Source organism: Vibrio sp. SCSIO 43086 (assembly GCF_051132235.1).
In the GTDB taxonomy this organism is placed as follows: Bacteria; Pseudomonadota; Gammaproteobacteria; order Enterobacterales; family Vibrionaceae; genus Vibrio; species Vibrio diabolicus.
The window spans coordinates 722237-735893 of sequence record NZ_CP072678.1; the positions used below are offsets into that span (position 1 = coordinate 722237).

A 13657-nucleotide genomic window follows, 5' to 3' on the forward strand; every position below is an offset into this window, starting at 1 on the left:
CCTAAGAGCAGTATAGGAGGTTAGAATCGCTACTTATCAAAGAGCTTTTCATCTTCTCTTTGCAAACAATCCCAAAAACGAAAAACAGAATGGATAGGAACAATGGCGAGTCTGCATGATGTCGCCCGTCTGGCTGGCGTATCAAAATCAACAGTGTCACGGGTTATAAACGATGAGTATGGCGTAAAAGAAGCGACAAAACAGAAGGTCCGCCAAGCAGTAGCGGAGTGTGGCTATGTGCCGAACCAAGTCGCTAAAGATCTAAAATCTCAAAAGACCAATCTGGTTGGTGTCATTGTTCCTCGGGTTTCCTCTCATGCCACATCCCAAGGTGTCGATGGATTAACCGATGTCCTTGAAAAAGCTGGGAAACATGTCTTACTTGCTAGCACTCACCAAGCCCACGAAAAAGAACTGGAATACATTCAGATCTTTAACCAAAAACGGGTTGAAGGGATCATTCTTTACGCCACCCACCTCGATTCCAAGCTGGTAAAAGCAATTCAAAACTCAGCGGTCCCAGTTGTGCTCGTCGGTCAAGATGGTTCCATGTTTAATATTCCAAGCATCATTCATGATGACGCACGAGTGGGGTTTGAAGCGGGAAATAGACTAGTTGCAAAAGGTTGCCAAACTATGGGGTTTATTGGCGTGCAAGGTGACGATATCGCGGTAGATAAACAACGCTCTGAAGGATTTGTTCAAGCCCTGCAACACCATGGTTTTGAGCTCGCCTTCCATGCTCGTGGTGACTTTACAATCGATTCTGGCTATTCATTGGCAAAACAACACTTAACAAAGAACCCTAAGCTAGATGGCTTGTTCTGTGCGACAGACCGTATTGCTATCGGTGCGATGAGAGCGATTCAAGAGCTCGGGTTAACACCGGGTAAAGACGTTTTAGTGCTAGGAGTTGGTGATGATGAGCTCGCATCAGTGTGCACCCCAACCTTATCAACATTTAACTATGCATTTGATAAAGCAGGGGAAAATGGTGCGAAACTGTTACTAGATAGAATTGCCAACAGAAGTTTTGAAATGAGTAAGATGGTACTAACCTTCAAAACAATTGAGCGTCAGTCCTGTTAATGAAAAAGCGCCAGCTGAAATCAGTTGGCGCTTTTCTTATTACTCTTTGTCGGTTAGAGCCCTTTAGAACCAAGTTTCCATTTGCAGTGCAAACAGAACTTCACCACCATCACCCATCGTTGCAGCGCCCGCTTCCTGGCTAATCGAGTAGCCATTCAAGTCTTCGCTCCAATCAACGTAGCTAACCGCAAAACGTAATTCTGGACGGTCAAAGAAACCTGCTGCGGTAGACATCTTAAGCGTTGGTGCAATTGTCGCTTTGTAAAAACTGCCACTTGCTTTATCAATCGCATTGTCTAAGTCCATGTATTGGTATGAGCCTTCATAAACCATCTCAAAGTTTTGTGTAAACTCTTGCGCTAAGCGGATGTTGAACGATGCCCACGTAAATTCATCATTTTTGGCAAAGCGATCTTGGCTGTGCTCTGCTAACAACGCAGGTGCTACACGCCAATTGTCGCCGATGCGTGTTACACCATAGCTGAACAAGCGTACGGCTTTTGCGTCTTCTAGCAAATCACCGTTTGAACCTATGCCTTTAAGTTCCGCCCCCAGTCCATCACCCATCAAAATACCAGTTTTAGAGAAGCCTTCACTCATGCCAAAGAAGGTATCGCCATGGTAGGCAAACATCGCATGTAAACCTTTGTCCGCTGAGCCTTCTGCTCGATCATTGTTATCAGCAGACGTCATGCCGCTCAGCATCAATTGCCAATTACCAAAGCGGTTGTTCATTGTCGCGATATAGTTTTCAACATCCGTTGACGAGCTATCAATCTCACCAAAATCACGACCATAGATCGAGAAGTTTACTTTCCACGAATCGCTCATTTGGATGTCATACACACCTGCACCAGTACCAGATAGGAAAACGATATCCGAGTCAAAGAAGTGAATGTCAAAGTTATCACGGTCAAATCGTTTACCTGCCCAAAACGTTGCGTCAGCAAACGCACTTGATTCAGAGAACATGCTCAACTTGTTTAGCTCAGCATATACCTGACGAACGTTTAATTGACTCTCACTCGCTGTCCATTCGTTATTGGTTTCCGTACTATCTGCCAGCATGATTCGGAACAATGCGCTGGAACCATCATCTGCAAAGCGTTTGTGAATAAGGTTTGCTTCCACATAATGATCATCCTCAACCCCTAATCGTCCAATTGGAGCGCCAATAGCACCAGCTGCCGTCATGTAAGGACCAGTACCCACTGCACCATTCAGATCATCATTAATGAGCAGCCCGGAACGAGCGTAGCCATGAAACTCAAAGCTTGAGGCTTTCTCATTTGCTTCTGTGGATACTTTTTCTGTCTGTTCAAGTCTCTGTTCTAATTCATTAATTCGCTTTTCAAGAGCGTCAACATCTGTTGTTGCGAATGCAGGTGCAGTAACCAGCCCAAGCGCTACTGCCATCGTCAAAGTGTGTAGTTTCATTTCCATAGTCTCACGTAAATTTATACTTAGGTTATTTGCAAACGTTCCCAAGAAAAATTGCAAACTTATGGTGACTTTAAATGCCCATATAAAGCCTGAATTTCAGAGCGCTCAGACTCAGAGCGTCTCTACCACTTGTATCAATGGGGCGATAATATAGAAAACTTTCGGGAACGTTACCGCAAGGAAGCGATTTTGTTACTTCTATCACGTTCAATGGTGTTACTTACAGAAAAATCATTAACCAGCGCACAGTTAAATTATTCGTTCTAGCGGAATTAGTTTGACGATATCAGGTTGTGAATGGGAATTTAATGTTCGCTTGAGGGAATGATAATCACTCACTTCCCCAATCTACTTTGTGACGACGCGCATCTAGAAGAACAGCGGCTAAGCTTGAAAGTGACTAAGAGCGAAGCGGATCTCGATACCTTGGTTCAAACAACATAAAAGGCAGTTAAGACGAGATAAACGCCCTTCACTTTCTGTGAAGAGCGCTTTGTTCTTCTAATTCAAGCAAACGAAACACTTTTTGGGAACAATTGAGTTGCATATTTTGCTAAATTAGCATTTAATGGATAATCATAGATGTTATAAATTCTTTTGTTGGTTGGCCAAATCAACCCACCCACTACATCTTAGAAATGAATCTCGACTTAACAGTTCCTCTCGGGCTTTCTCAGCTTCTCATTTTCATTACGCTTATTAAAACCGCGCTAATTAGTGTATTCGATATAGTCGCCTGTGAAAAGCGGATCCCCGTCCTCTTTGATACTAGAGATAAAGACTGCTTTGCAATCCTGACGCCTCGATTGCATGATTTCATATTCTACTGTTACTAGAGAAAAGATAGAACTAGCAAGAAATGCAACTTCTAATGTGGCTCTACTGTGAAAAACCACGAGCCGATTAACTCACTAACATTAGCTTAGGTATTGCAAATCTCTAATAGTAGTGGCTGAATTCATTCACCCCATTGGTCAACTACTAAAACGGATCCAGCAAATCTTCATCAAACTTAAGTCCTTCTAGTCCATGCTCTTCGCACAAAAGCTTGAAAGATTCTGTAGCATAGAGCACTGTACAGCCTTGTAAGCGAGATTTGAATACATAGCGTGGTTCGATATCCTCTTCATCAAACTCAATGGTTTCCAGACCATCTTCAAAACCATCGGTATACTTCTTAAGGCACATAGACTCATCTTCAGCGCCAAAACTAAGGCAATTAAAAGCATATATGGTTTCGTCACCAACGTTTATGGGCAAGAACTCCCCCTCAGACGCTAGTACCGATCCTAGCTTATCGCATGCACCTGCAGTTAGCGCTAGATATGTGCTATACCATGTTGATATGTCCGGCATCGTAGAGTTTTTTCCTAAAACATCCTCAAAATCGCCAACCACACCATCTTTCCAAATTGGTAGTAAAGGCTCATTAGTAGAGGGCTGTAGTCGGAGTTGCCTTACTAGCTTTTTATTACCAAGCTGATTAGCAAGATTCATAATATCCAGAGTTAGAGTTTTAAACTCCTCAGGGCGTTGCTTTAACTGGTAGATTTTCATGATTGACCGCTCCAGCTAGTGTCTTTCTTTTCAATAATTTTCTGCGGATATCCACCATGCAGAAGTTTGTGCTTTACTCTTTGTAAGCGACTAATCATTGCCTGCTCAGGCAGCATTGGAGAACTAAACGTATTCACAATCCATGATTCATAGTTATACCGATGTATCTCTCGATGAGCAGGTGCTTCACTGCCTGCCCAGTGCCCTTTGTGCTTTTTATAGCGAGGTAGCCAAGCGCCATTCAACGGGTCATTGATTCCAATACCGTGAGCATGAAGAGCTAATCGTGTCACAACAAGTCTAACCTGCTGAAACCGCCCTTTACCCGGAATGATATGATGTGGGTCATGGATGCTACTCGGCTTAGGTTCACCAACTGCAGTGAGATTACGAGCCAGCACACGAGTCGGATGATGAGCCTCCTCGAACAACTCATCTTCATCTTTCAACTTGTTTTCAGCACGGTATGTTTCAAGATCCTGCTGTAGCATCACCTGAGCAGTGATCTTTTTTCGCTCATGCTGAAGGTGTGCCCAATCCTTTTCCAAAGCATCAATACGCTGCTTGCAAGCTTCTTTAGATTCATTGTTAGGCGCAACACTATTCTTTTTGTCGTGATATTCAGCGGCCTGACATTCGTAGCGATAAATAGCCAACTCTAATGCAGATGGGTTGCTAGGTCGAATAGGCCTTGGCTTTGGCGTATACTTCACAATTCCTTCCTTGTATGTTTGGTTAATTAGGTGTGACTGGCACAACAGCTTTAATAAGAGCTGTAAGCTACCAGAAAACAAGTGGCTACAAAACACTCAATACAATCAGTTTCTTCGCTAATAAAAGTAAGCAATTATACCTTTCATTACGTACTATTGACTGGTTCCACTGAATCATTTAGGAGCAAAAAATACCAGCAGCTCAATTAACGTTCCCCAAACAGAAACGCCCTTCACATAAGTAAAGGGCGTTTGTTATTTGAGATTTTGATTAGCGAGCTATAACACCAACCCACCATCAATCTTAAGCACTTGTCCGGTTATAAACGCACTTTTATCAGACGCTAGAAACGCAACGCCATTGGCAATATCTTGCGCCGAGCCCATGCGTCCCAGAGGCGTTTTACTTTCCATCATTTGAATGACTTTTTCAGGCAAGCTCTTTGTCATGTCGGTAGCGATAAAACCGGGAGCAACACAATTGACTCGGATTTGAACGCCTTTTCTTGCTAACTCTTTCGCCCAACCTTTGCTCATCGCTATCACGCCACCTTTACTCGCGCCATAATTACTTTGACCAATATTGCCATCCGTTCCTACGATAGACGAAATACTGACAATACTGCCTGCGCCTTGCTCTAGCATGACAGGTGCAACGCGCTGGGTGAGTAAAAACACCGCTTTTAGGTTCACGCCGATAACGCTGTCCCAGTCTTGCTCTAACATGTCTGGCAGCAGTGCATCTCTCGTTATCCCGGCGTTGTTCACCAGAACATCAATGCGTTGATGTTTCGCGACGATGCGGTCGACCACTTCACTTACCGCTGCGGCCTCACAGAGATTCACTTGATAACTTGAAAGGTTTGGCGACTGACTCCACTCCACAGGCGAGATATCTAGCCCCACGACGTGAAATCCATCTTCGAGTAATTGTTCGCAAATGGCCTGCCCTATACCGCGAGCAGCCCCTGTAACGACGGCGACTTTTTCATCTTTCATCTTGGTCTTCCTTAAATGTTGAGAGTACAAATCTTGCTTGCTCCTAAGCGCTTATCGTTATGTGGCTTTGTGCTTCTCATACGCAAAGGGGTTTATTTATATAATGAAACTATAGGAATATTCTGGAAGTAGGGTGTGAATGAATCAAGACAACTTGATGATGTTTCAGCCCGTATTATTCCTCGAATCAAGATAGAAATACGATGGAGAGCCCTAAGCCTTTGAAGAAAAAAGCACCAACAATGCCAGTGGTGCTTTTGAGTAAATGCCGTGTTAATGCTTTGCCTCTAACAAGACGAGCCTTTTGAACGGTGGGAGCAGGTTAAATATCATTCCGATGATAAACAACGTAATAACAATCGTCGCACCGCTCGGTAAATCATACTTTGCAGAAGCTGCTATCCCCAGCAGAATACCAATTGTTCCGATACCTAAACTGGCGATTAAAAAACGTCTATCTTTAAGACTTGCGGCGCACAAAGCTGGAATCACAAGCAAGGCAAACTCCAAGTAAATTCCTGTCAGTTTGACGGTGATAGGCATCAAAATAGCGAAGATGAGGTAAAAACCGCTACCATGCATAAACTCCGGTTTCAGCGTTAGCAGCAACAACATTGCCCCCGTAATTGCAGCCAAAGGCCAAACATCCTGCCATGTTGACCACAGTAGCTGACCATTCAAGATCCCTTGAATAAAATCTGCACCGTGTGGGTCTTTGCTAACCAGTAATACTGCCAATGAAGCGGACACAACAAACAAGCTGCCGATCATCGGTTCTAGGTGAGGATGTTTACGCTTTTCAAGCGCAGCAATAACACCACAAAGCACCAAAGACATCATCCAAGGACCAAGCATGCTGCCAAGCCATGATTCGGATAGCCAAGGAGAACCAGCATACCAAGAAGAAGAGTTCAGCCAATAGTGACTTAGCGCCGCTCCCAATGCTGCGACCTGAGCAACCGCCAAATCTATAAAGATGATCTGACGATTAAGAACTTGTTGCCCCAGAACGATGTTGCCAACTAACGCAATTAAGCCACACAAAACCGCTGGCGCTAACCAAAGGTATTCACCCATAATTAAAATTTCACTGAACTGGGTGATACCAACGTGGCGAGCAGATCAGTGATCACCTCATCATAGAGATCATCTAAACTTTGCTGTTTTGAGACCGTCAAAGGTAACTGCGCTACAGGCTTATCCGTTTGTTGCTGTAACCACATCGCCGGACGTTGATCTTGATGAGATGAAAACACAATAGCGTCAAACTGTTTGGCATCCAATTGAGTTAAAGATTGCAGATGTGAGGTCGTTGGCGATATCCCCGGTTTCGGTTCAAGATCCGCGACTTGAACCATACCTAGCCAATCAAATAGGTATCGGTAAGTGGAGTGATATCCAACGATCCGTTTCCCCTGTAATGGTTGAGCTTTTTGTTTCCATTCATTGAGTTTTTTTTGCCACTGCGCGCGAAACTTCATACCATTCACTTGGTAACTTTGTGCGTTGTCGGGATCAATCGCTTTTAAGCGCTCCGTTACTTTGCGAGATAATGGAATCATGTCATTTGCCGCAAATTGAACATGTGGGTTTCCGTGCGCATGGATATCCCCCATGCTGCGGTCAACATGATCATGAGAGTCCAACATACGCACGAAATCGGTCGCATAAATCATGCTTTGAGCACCATTTTGAACGGCACTATTGCCACTTCGATTTTGAAGCATCGGCAACCAACCTACCTCCAACTCAGCGCCAGAGCACATCGCCATGTCAGCTTGGCGCATCTTGGCAATTAAAGACGGACGAGCTTGAACATAATGCGGATCTTGCTTAGCCGTGGTTGCTGAGTAAATGGTGGCGTTTGGGGCATGACTTTCAAGAAAAGCTTTCCATTCAGGCTCACAAACGAAAATGTTGAGAGCCAAAGCAGGCGAAGAGATGATGGCAGATCCCGCCGCCATCATCACTAAACTGAATTTACTTATCGCAAGTTTAGAACGCATGTGCACCGTGCGCTCCAAATGTCATCACGTATTGCAGAGTAAACACGTTGTCTGTTTCGCTGTCTTGGTTATCAATGCGAGTGTATTGCGCACGGATCGTACCGAAATGAGAAGAATCCCATGCGATCATCGCATCCATCTCTTTATCATTCAGTGCTGTGAAATGCATATGATCGCCGTGTGCGTGGCCATCATAGCTTTCTGCTTCGCCGTAGCGTAGGCCTGCAGACCAACTTGGGTTGAAGCGGTAAACGCCCGAAACATAGTATGCGCTTAGGTTGTCTGGTGACTCTGCATCGTTCTTGTATTTGCTGTCTACTACTCCGTCTAACAACATGTATTCCGCAGATAGCGTGAAGTTGCTGTACTTGTAGTTACCATCTGGTGCCCACTTCCACACAAAATCTGCGCCGTATAGGTTCGCACCCGTTACAGCCGCAGCGTGGCTGTGGTCATGTTCTTCTTCGTGACCATGGTCGTGATCTTCGAATTCTTTAACTTTGCCATTTTCGTTACGCAGGTAACTTAAACCAAACTGCCAACTTGAAGATTCAGAGAAATCATTACCAAGCTTCATCGTTGTCGTGTAAACACCAACTTTAGAGCCATCTTCAACAGAAGACATCTTGTTGCCGCTTAATGCTTCTACACCAAACTTCACGTAAAGATCGGTTGGCAGAACGATGTTTGCGCGTACACCGTCATCATAGTAATGCGAACCAAGGAAAGTACGGTAAGCAATTGGGCGTTCAACGAAACTGTCAGTGTGCATGTGTTGATTGTTGAGGTAACCGAAGTCAGATAGGAATCGGCCTGCGCGCACGTTTACACCGTATGGCAATGCCAAAGTTTCGATGAATGCTTCTTCAAGCTCCAATTCTGTCTCATCGCCATGACTTTCAAGAACAGCGGTCAACGCACCGTGAAACTTGTCGTCAATATTTGATGATAAGTTCAATTCCGTATGGCCTAGACCAAAACCTTCTTCGCGATCGGAATTATGACGTTGACCATCTTGGTAGTAGCCATCAACAACAACACCAATCTGTGGGTTCGATAATGTATCGGCAAAAACAGGGGACGCAAAAATGCTACCGATCGCGAGAGAAACCAATTTCTTATTCACTACTTTTTCCTTTTGTTATGTTATAACGTTTAATTTGGTGGTGTTATAATATAACAATTATCATTACACAAGCAGAAATTTAACTCGGTTCCGACTGCTAGCTCGTATTCAATCCCTGATTTTGACTATCCACAAGTGAATCAATTGATGTTTTTTATACGTATACTATTGAGAGTCAATCATTAGATAAGTAACGGAATTTCAGTATGTTGAATATGGATTTCTCGAAAAGAATCGTGATAGAAACAGATGAACAGAAGTGGATCGCCAGCCCTTCCAAAGGCGTGTGGCGTAAACCTTTGGAAAGAGAAGCCAAAGAATCAGGGCACACCACCAGCGTAGTGAAGTATGAGCCAAACTCGCACTTTTCGACTCATCCTCATCCTCACGGAGAAGAAATATTAGTGCTCGAAGGAGTGTTCTCTGACGAAGATGGTGACTACCCTGCTGGAACCTACTTGCGTAACCCTCCTGGAAGTCAACATGCGCCCTATAGCAAAGAAGGCTGTGTGATTTTAGTTAAACTAAATCAATTCAATTCTGATGATCTTGAAACAGTTCGCATCAACACGAACGAAGCGAATTGGTTACCTGGCATCGGTGGGCTGAAAGTCATGCCATTGCATGATTTTGAGCATGAACATGTCGCATTGGTTAAATGGCCGAAAGGCGAGAAGTTTCAAGCACACCGTCACTTTGGTGGTGAAGAAATTTTTGTGTTATCGGGGGAATTTAAAGACGAGCTAGGAACCTATCCTCCCTACTCTTGGATACGCAGTCCACATATGAGTGAGCACTTTCCTTTTGTAGAGCAAGAAACGGTCATTTGGGTAAAAACAGGCCACCTGCCACTCCAAGCTCCTGCTCAGCAATCCTAATGTTGGAATACTTGGCATCGTCCCTTGAAACTAAAATCGGCTCGTAGATTACGAGCCGATGATCATTGCGTCGCTAAGAGCCCATAATTCTCGAGTGGAGCCAATCTTTGAGCTCAGCTCGATTATGTTTTAACACGTTCATTTCGTGATCATCAATCGGGCTTCCTTGCAGTTCTAGTACGCGGATTTCCTTATCTAAAGCATTGTAGTTTTTAACGGTTTCAGCAAATGATGCATCGTTTTCGGCAAGCTGAGTAATGGTATCCAAATGTTCTGGGAATTCATGAGTTAATGAGTGATTTTCACCTAACATAGAGACCTCTTGGCTAGAGTTATTGATGTATATCTCCGCTCATTTTTTGAGCGACACATTCTTAACCATAGCACTTCATTGAGCACAATATCGTCGATTTGAGCACACTTTTACTGAACGTCTTAATGATGGTTCGTCACTGTTTTCGACCCGGTAACTCCGCTCGTTGTTATTCTGTACTTTGCCAATAATCGGCTACATTTAATACACTTCTCATAAAAAGGTACATCTAATGAACAGCATGAAAATTGGCCTAATCAGTGCATCAATAGCCGTTGCACTTATTGGCTGTAATTCAGACAGTGACTCTGTCAGTACAATGACTCCTGTTACTTTGTCCGTATCAGATGCCCCTATTGATGACGTATCAGAAGTGGTGATCACATATAACAAAGTTGCATTTCTTCCTCTGGATGGTGGCACACCACAAGTATTCGATGTGTATAAAACAGACGAAGAAGGCAATTTGGTCGACGAAGATGGTAACCCCCTTCCCGAAGGTGAAGATCCACTCCCACTAAGTGTTAACTTACTCAATTTCCAAGGCAGTGACGCGCAGGAATTGGTGGATGATGAACTGATACCAACTGGTAATTATAAACTCTGCGTGTTTGCTAATGATGGCGATCATCCAAACTACCCATCGTATGTGATTGACGAAGCGACAGGAAATCAAATCCCACTGACCGTCAAAGGTGATGGTGCTTGCCCACAAGGTGTCGGAAAGGATCCTGATTCTAGGGTACTGTTCTTTAACAACACCTTTGCAGTCAACCCTGACAATAATGAGTTCGTAGTTGAATTTGATCTGCGCCGTGGCTTAAAAGACGGAACAGGCCAAAATGAAGGCTACAGCATTCAACGCACCTCCGTCACTTTAATTAACACGGTTACAACGGGGGAGATTCAGGGTGATGTCGCAACATTGACCTATCAAAGCTGCGAAACGGATACCCCAAGTGCAAACGGATATGCGCACGCGGTCTACTTATATCAAGGAAATATCGCTGAAGAAAACATGGGGCCATTTGCCGGCGCAGAAGGCCAAGCAATGCCAATCGCAGCAGCGAACGTGGTTCAAGATGTTGATGATGCAAATTACGAGTACGAATTCGGTTTTGTAGAACCTGGTACTTACTCGGTCGGTTATACCTGTACGGCAAATGACGATTCTGAAGAAGGTATTGTCGCTGGCGAAACTTTCAGCATTTATCAATCAACTAGCGGACTTAACGTATCCGTTGGTACTAATACAGACGCAAACTTTTAAGATCCCCTAGAAATGGCAGAGTCAGCACAAGCTCTGCCTTTTCTTCATGGCGTTCTTGGTCAGCTCTTTGCTCACCACAAATCGACTCACACGATAATACGTTCGTTTTCATCCTTAGAAGAAGCTAATGGGTAGATAGAAATCCAGCTCAAACGCCTCATCATGGCTGAGAAAGTGATTTTTATGATAATGGACATAAGCGGGCGTAGAACGCTGTTTAAAGCCAGAGTTAGGCAACCACTTCTCTAGTACCATACTGAGTTGAGGAAGAAGCTCACCATATACTCCCGTTAAGCGAAAGACGGCATGCAAACCACCCGGAATCGTCATTTGATTCACGACGCCGCGCACTTTGAGCGGCGTATCAATTGCCATACAAGCCACATAACGACACTTGTCGAGTTCGACCCAAGCAGGATTGGAGTGATGCAAGCCGTATTGAACCGAAAAGTCCCGATTCTCAGAACTTGCCCACGCTTTCAAAATCAGCCACGCATTGCGAATGGAACGGTTATAGCCCTCATGTCGAACATACGCCGCAAAGCGTTGTGGGACCTCCATAATTTTAGGTTCTGGCAACTCGCGTTTCGCAACCCGATGATAACCCGCAGCCACTTCCGGATCCTTCAAATACGGTTTTTCTGCGACTTGTAAATCATGCTTTCGCCACGCACCAGGAGACATAGCGAACGTCGCTTTAAACGCTCGGCTAAAAGAAGATACCGAGCTAAAGCCGCACTTGTTAGCAATGTCTAATACCGATGAGCTGGTATCAAACATCAGTTGATTGGCGGCGTATTCCATTCTTGTGCGGCGGATATATTGATGGATGGACTCCCCTACGACATCTTTAAAAATACGATGGAAGTGTTGTTCAGAATAGGCTGCTACGTCCGCTAGCTCTTTAGCCGATAAATCTCTGCTAATGTCCTGGTGAATGTAAAACAGCACGTCATTGATTCTGGAAACTTGTTGATGGCTCACGGAGTAAACTTTCGCTCAAATAGCATAAATGGACATATTTAACAGCATAAATGGACACACCAAGCTTGGCAATTTACCTATACTATTTCTGACATAAAAAAAGACAATTACGAGAAGCACAGCACATGGAAATAGCACAGTCATTACAACAAACTAAGTCATCCTACATTCGAGAGATCCTCGCAGCAGCGAGCGATAAGAACGTCATTTCTCTTGCGGGTGGCTTACCGGACGAAAAAACCTTCCCGATCGACTTGATGAAACCGACGTTCGAAAACCTCGCGAACATGCCAGAGGTGTTTCAATACGGCGCAACAGCAGGCTACGCACCGCTACTTAACTTTTTGACCGATTATTATCAGCTACCAGAATCTCATTTGGCGATGATCACAACGGGTTCTCAGCAAGGGCTAGATTTGATTGCGCGTGCGTACGTGAATCCGGGCGATAAAGTGGTGATGGAAGCGCCAAGCTACCTTGGAGCCATGCAGGTATTTGGTTTAGTGCAAGCCAATATCGTGACCGTTTCGCAAACAGAATGTGGTCCAAACCTTGAAGAACTTGAGCAATGCTTTGCTACGCAGCAACCGAAAATGTTCTACGCCGTGCCCGATTTTCACAACCCAACGGGCGTATGCTGGGCGCTAGAGACTCGCCAAAAAGTTGCCGAACTTTGTATCCAATACGACGTTGCATTCATTGAAGACGCACCATACCGCGAGCTGCGTTTTTCTGGTGAAGCACTACCGCTGGTTTCGGATTTCTGCCCGCAGCACTCCATCGTGTTGCGTTCATTCTCCAAAATCGCCTCACCAGGCTTGCGTATTGGTGTGGTAACGGGCAAACGCAGTTACCTTGAGCCACTCATCAAAATCAAACAAGGTGCCGATCTGCACTCTAGTATTCCAATGCAAGCTTTGCTGCATGGTCTACTGCAACATGACAACTTCGAAACGCACATTTCAACCATCTGTGCGCTTTACAAATCGCGTTACGATGTCATGTTTACTGAGCTGCAAAAACAGCTGCCGGAAAGTTGCGTACTCAAACCTGTCGATGGTGGTATGTTTGTCTGGGTAGAAATTCCAGAATGTGACACGTTCGAACTTGCGAAGACCCTTCTCGCAAACTGGGTTGCTGTAGTGCCAAGCCCGGTATTTTATCCGGAAGGTTCAAAGGTAAAAGCCGCTCTGCGTCTTAACTTTACCAATGCCACACCAGAAGAACTGACGACTGCTGTCACTCGACTTGCGGATGTACTCAACGCTTTGTAATTAAG

At 44.6% G+C, this 13657-nt stretch carries 13 protein-coding genes; 4 read left to right on the top strand and 9 right to left on the bottom strand.

All coding sequences use genetic code 11. The features are described from left to right. Positions 1 to 102: 102 nt before the first annotated feature. Positions 103 to 1089: a LacI family DNA-binding transcriptional regulator gene (locus J8Z23_RS19395; protein ID WP_009698245.1), complete on the top strand. Its 987-nt coding sequence runs from the start codon at positions 103 to 105 to the stop codon at positions 1087 to 1089. 63 nt (positions 1090 to 1152) lie between these two features. On the opposite strand, the gene J8Z23_RS19400 is transcribed toward J8Z23_RS19395, so the two are convergent. The 7 genes from J8Z23_RS19400 to J8Z23_RS19430 all read right to left on the bottom strand — a co-directional run bounded on the left by J8Z23_RS19400 (position 1153) and on the right by J8Z23_RS19430 (position 8933). Continuing rightward, positions 1153 to 2526, bottom strand: a complete 1374-nt coding sequence (locus tag J8Z23_RS19400) for a carbohydrate porin (RefSeq protein ID WP_256965726.1) — start codon at positions 2524 to 2526, stop codon at positions 1153 to 1155. Between the two features lie 987 nt (positions 2527 to 3513). Continuing rightward, positions 3514 to 4089 carry a hypothetical protein gene (locus J8Z23_RS19405; protein ID WP_046875841.1) on the bottom strand — a complete coding sequence of 192 codons (576 nt, stop codon included), beginning with the start codon at positions 4087 to 4089 and terminating at the stop codon, positions 3514 to 3516. After that, positions 4086 to 4802: an AHH domain-containing protein gene (locus J8Z23_RS19410; RefSeq protein WP_052708194.1), complete on the bottom strand. Its 717-nt coding sequence runs from the start codon at positions 4800 to 4802 to the stop codon at positions 4086 to 4088. The genes J8Z23_RS19405 and J8Z23_RS19410 overlap by 4 nt, the downstream gene beginning before the upstream one ends. Before the next feature lie 279 nt (positions 4803 to 5081). Further along, a complete protein-coding gene (locus tag J8Z23_RS19415) occupies positions 5082 to 5801 on the bottom strand; it encodes a beta-ketoacyl-ACP reductase (RefSeq protein ID WP_256965722.1) in 720 nt (239 codons plus the stop codon). 273 nt (positions 5802 to 6074) lie between these two features. Further along, complete coding sequence (locus J8Z23_RS19420; RefSeq protein ID WP_434635780.1) at positions 6075 to 6878, bottom strand: metal ABC transporter permease; 804 nt, start codon at positions 6876 to 6878, stop codon at positions 6075 to 6077. A 2-nt stretch (positions 6879 to 6880) separates the two neighbouring features. Next, on the bottom strand, positions 6881 to 7807 hold the full coding sequence (locus J8Z23_RS19425) for a metal ABC transporter solute-binding protein, Zn/Mn family (RefSeq protein WP_434635781.1): 927 nt from the start codon (positions 7805 to 7807) through the stop codon (positions 6881 to 6883). Beyond that, entirely contained in the window at positions 7797 to 8933 is a 1137-nt protein-coding gene (locus J8Z23_RS19430) for a hypothetical protein (protein ID WP_256965718.1), read from the bottom strand. Before J8Z23_RS19430 ends, J8Z23_RS19425 begins: the two co-directional genes overlap by 11 nt. 206 nt (positions 8934 to 9139) lie before the next feature. Here J8Z23_RS19430 and J8Z23_RS19435 point away from each other — a divergent pair, with 206 nt between their 5' ends. Then, positions 9140 to 9811 (top strand): cupin domain-containing protein, encoded by a 672-nt coding sequence (locus J8Z23_RS19435; protein ID WP_226420416.1) that lies wholly within the window; start codon positions 9140 to 9142, stop codon positions 9809 to 9811. 73 nt (positions 9812 to 9884) lie between these two features. Here the strand turns inward: J8Z23_RS19435 and J8Z23_RS19440 are convergent, their stop codons facing one another. Further along, the gene (locus J8Z23_RS19440) at positions 9885 to 10124 is read right to left on the bottom strand and encodes a YdcH family protein (RefSeq protein ID WP_005392770.1); all 240 of its coding nucleotides are present in this window, start codon (positions 10122 to 10124) and stop codon (positions 9885 to 9887) included. Positions 10125 to 10356: 232 nt separating this feature from the next. Between J8Z23_RS19440 and J8Z23_RS19445 the strand changes: the two genes are divergently transcribed. Next, a complete protein-coding gene (locus J8Z23_RS19445) occupies positions 10357 to 11394 on the top strand; it encodes a DUF4382 domain-containing protein (RefSeq protein WP_434635782.1) in 1038 nt (345 codons plus the stop codon). 114 nt (positions 11395 to 11508) lie between these two features. Here the strand turns inward: J8Z23_RS19445 and J8Z23_RS19450 are convergent, their stop codons facing one another. Continuing rightward, a complete protein-coding gene (locus tag J8Z23_RS19450; RefSeq protein ID WP_167427301.1) occupies positions 11509 to 12378 on the bottom strand; it encodes an AraC family transcriptional regulator in 870 nt (289 codons plus the stop codon). A 125-nt stretch (positions 12379 to 12503) separates the two neighbouring features. Between J8Z23_RS19450 and J8Z23_RS19455 the strand changes: the two genes are divergently transcribed. Next, on the top strand, positions 12504 to 13652 hold the full coding sequence (locus J8Z23_RS19455) for a PLP-dependent aminotransferase family protein (protein ID WP_434635783.1): 1149 nt from the start codon (positions 12504 to 12506) through the stop codon (positions 13650 to 13652). The last annotated feature ends 5 nt before the right edge of the window (positions 13653 to 13657 follow it).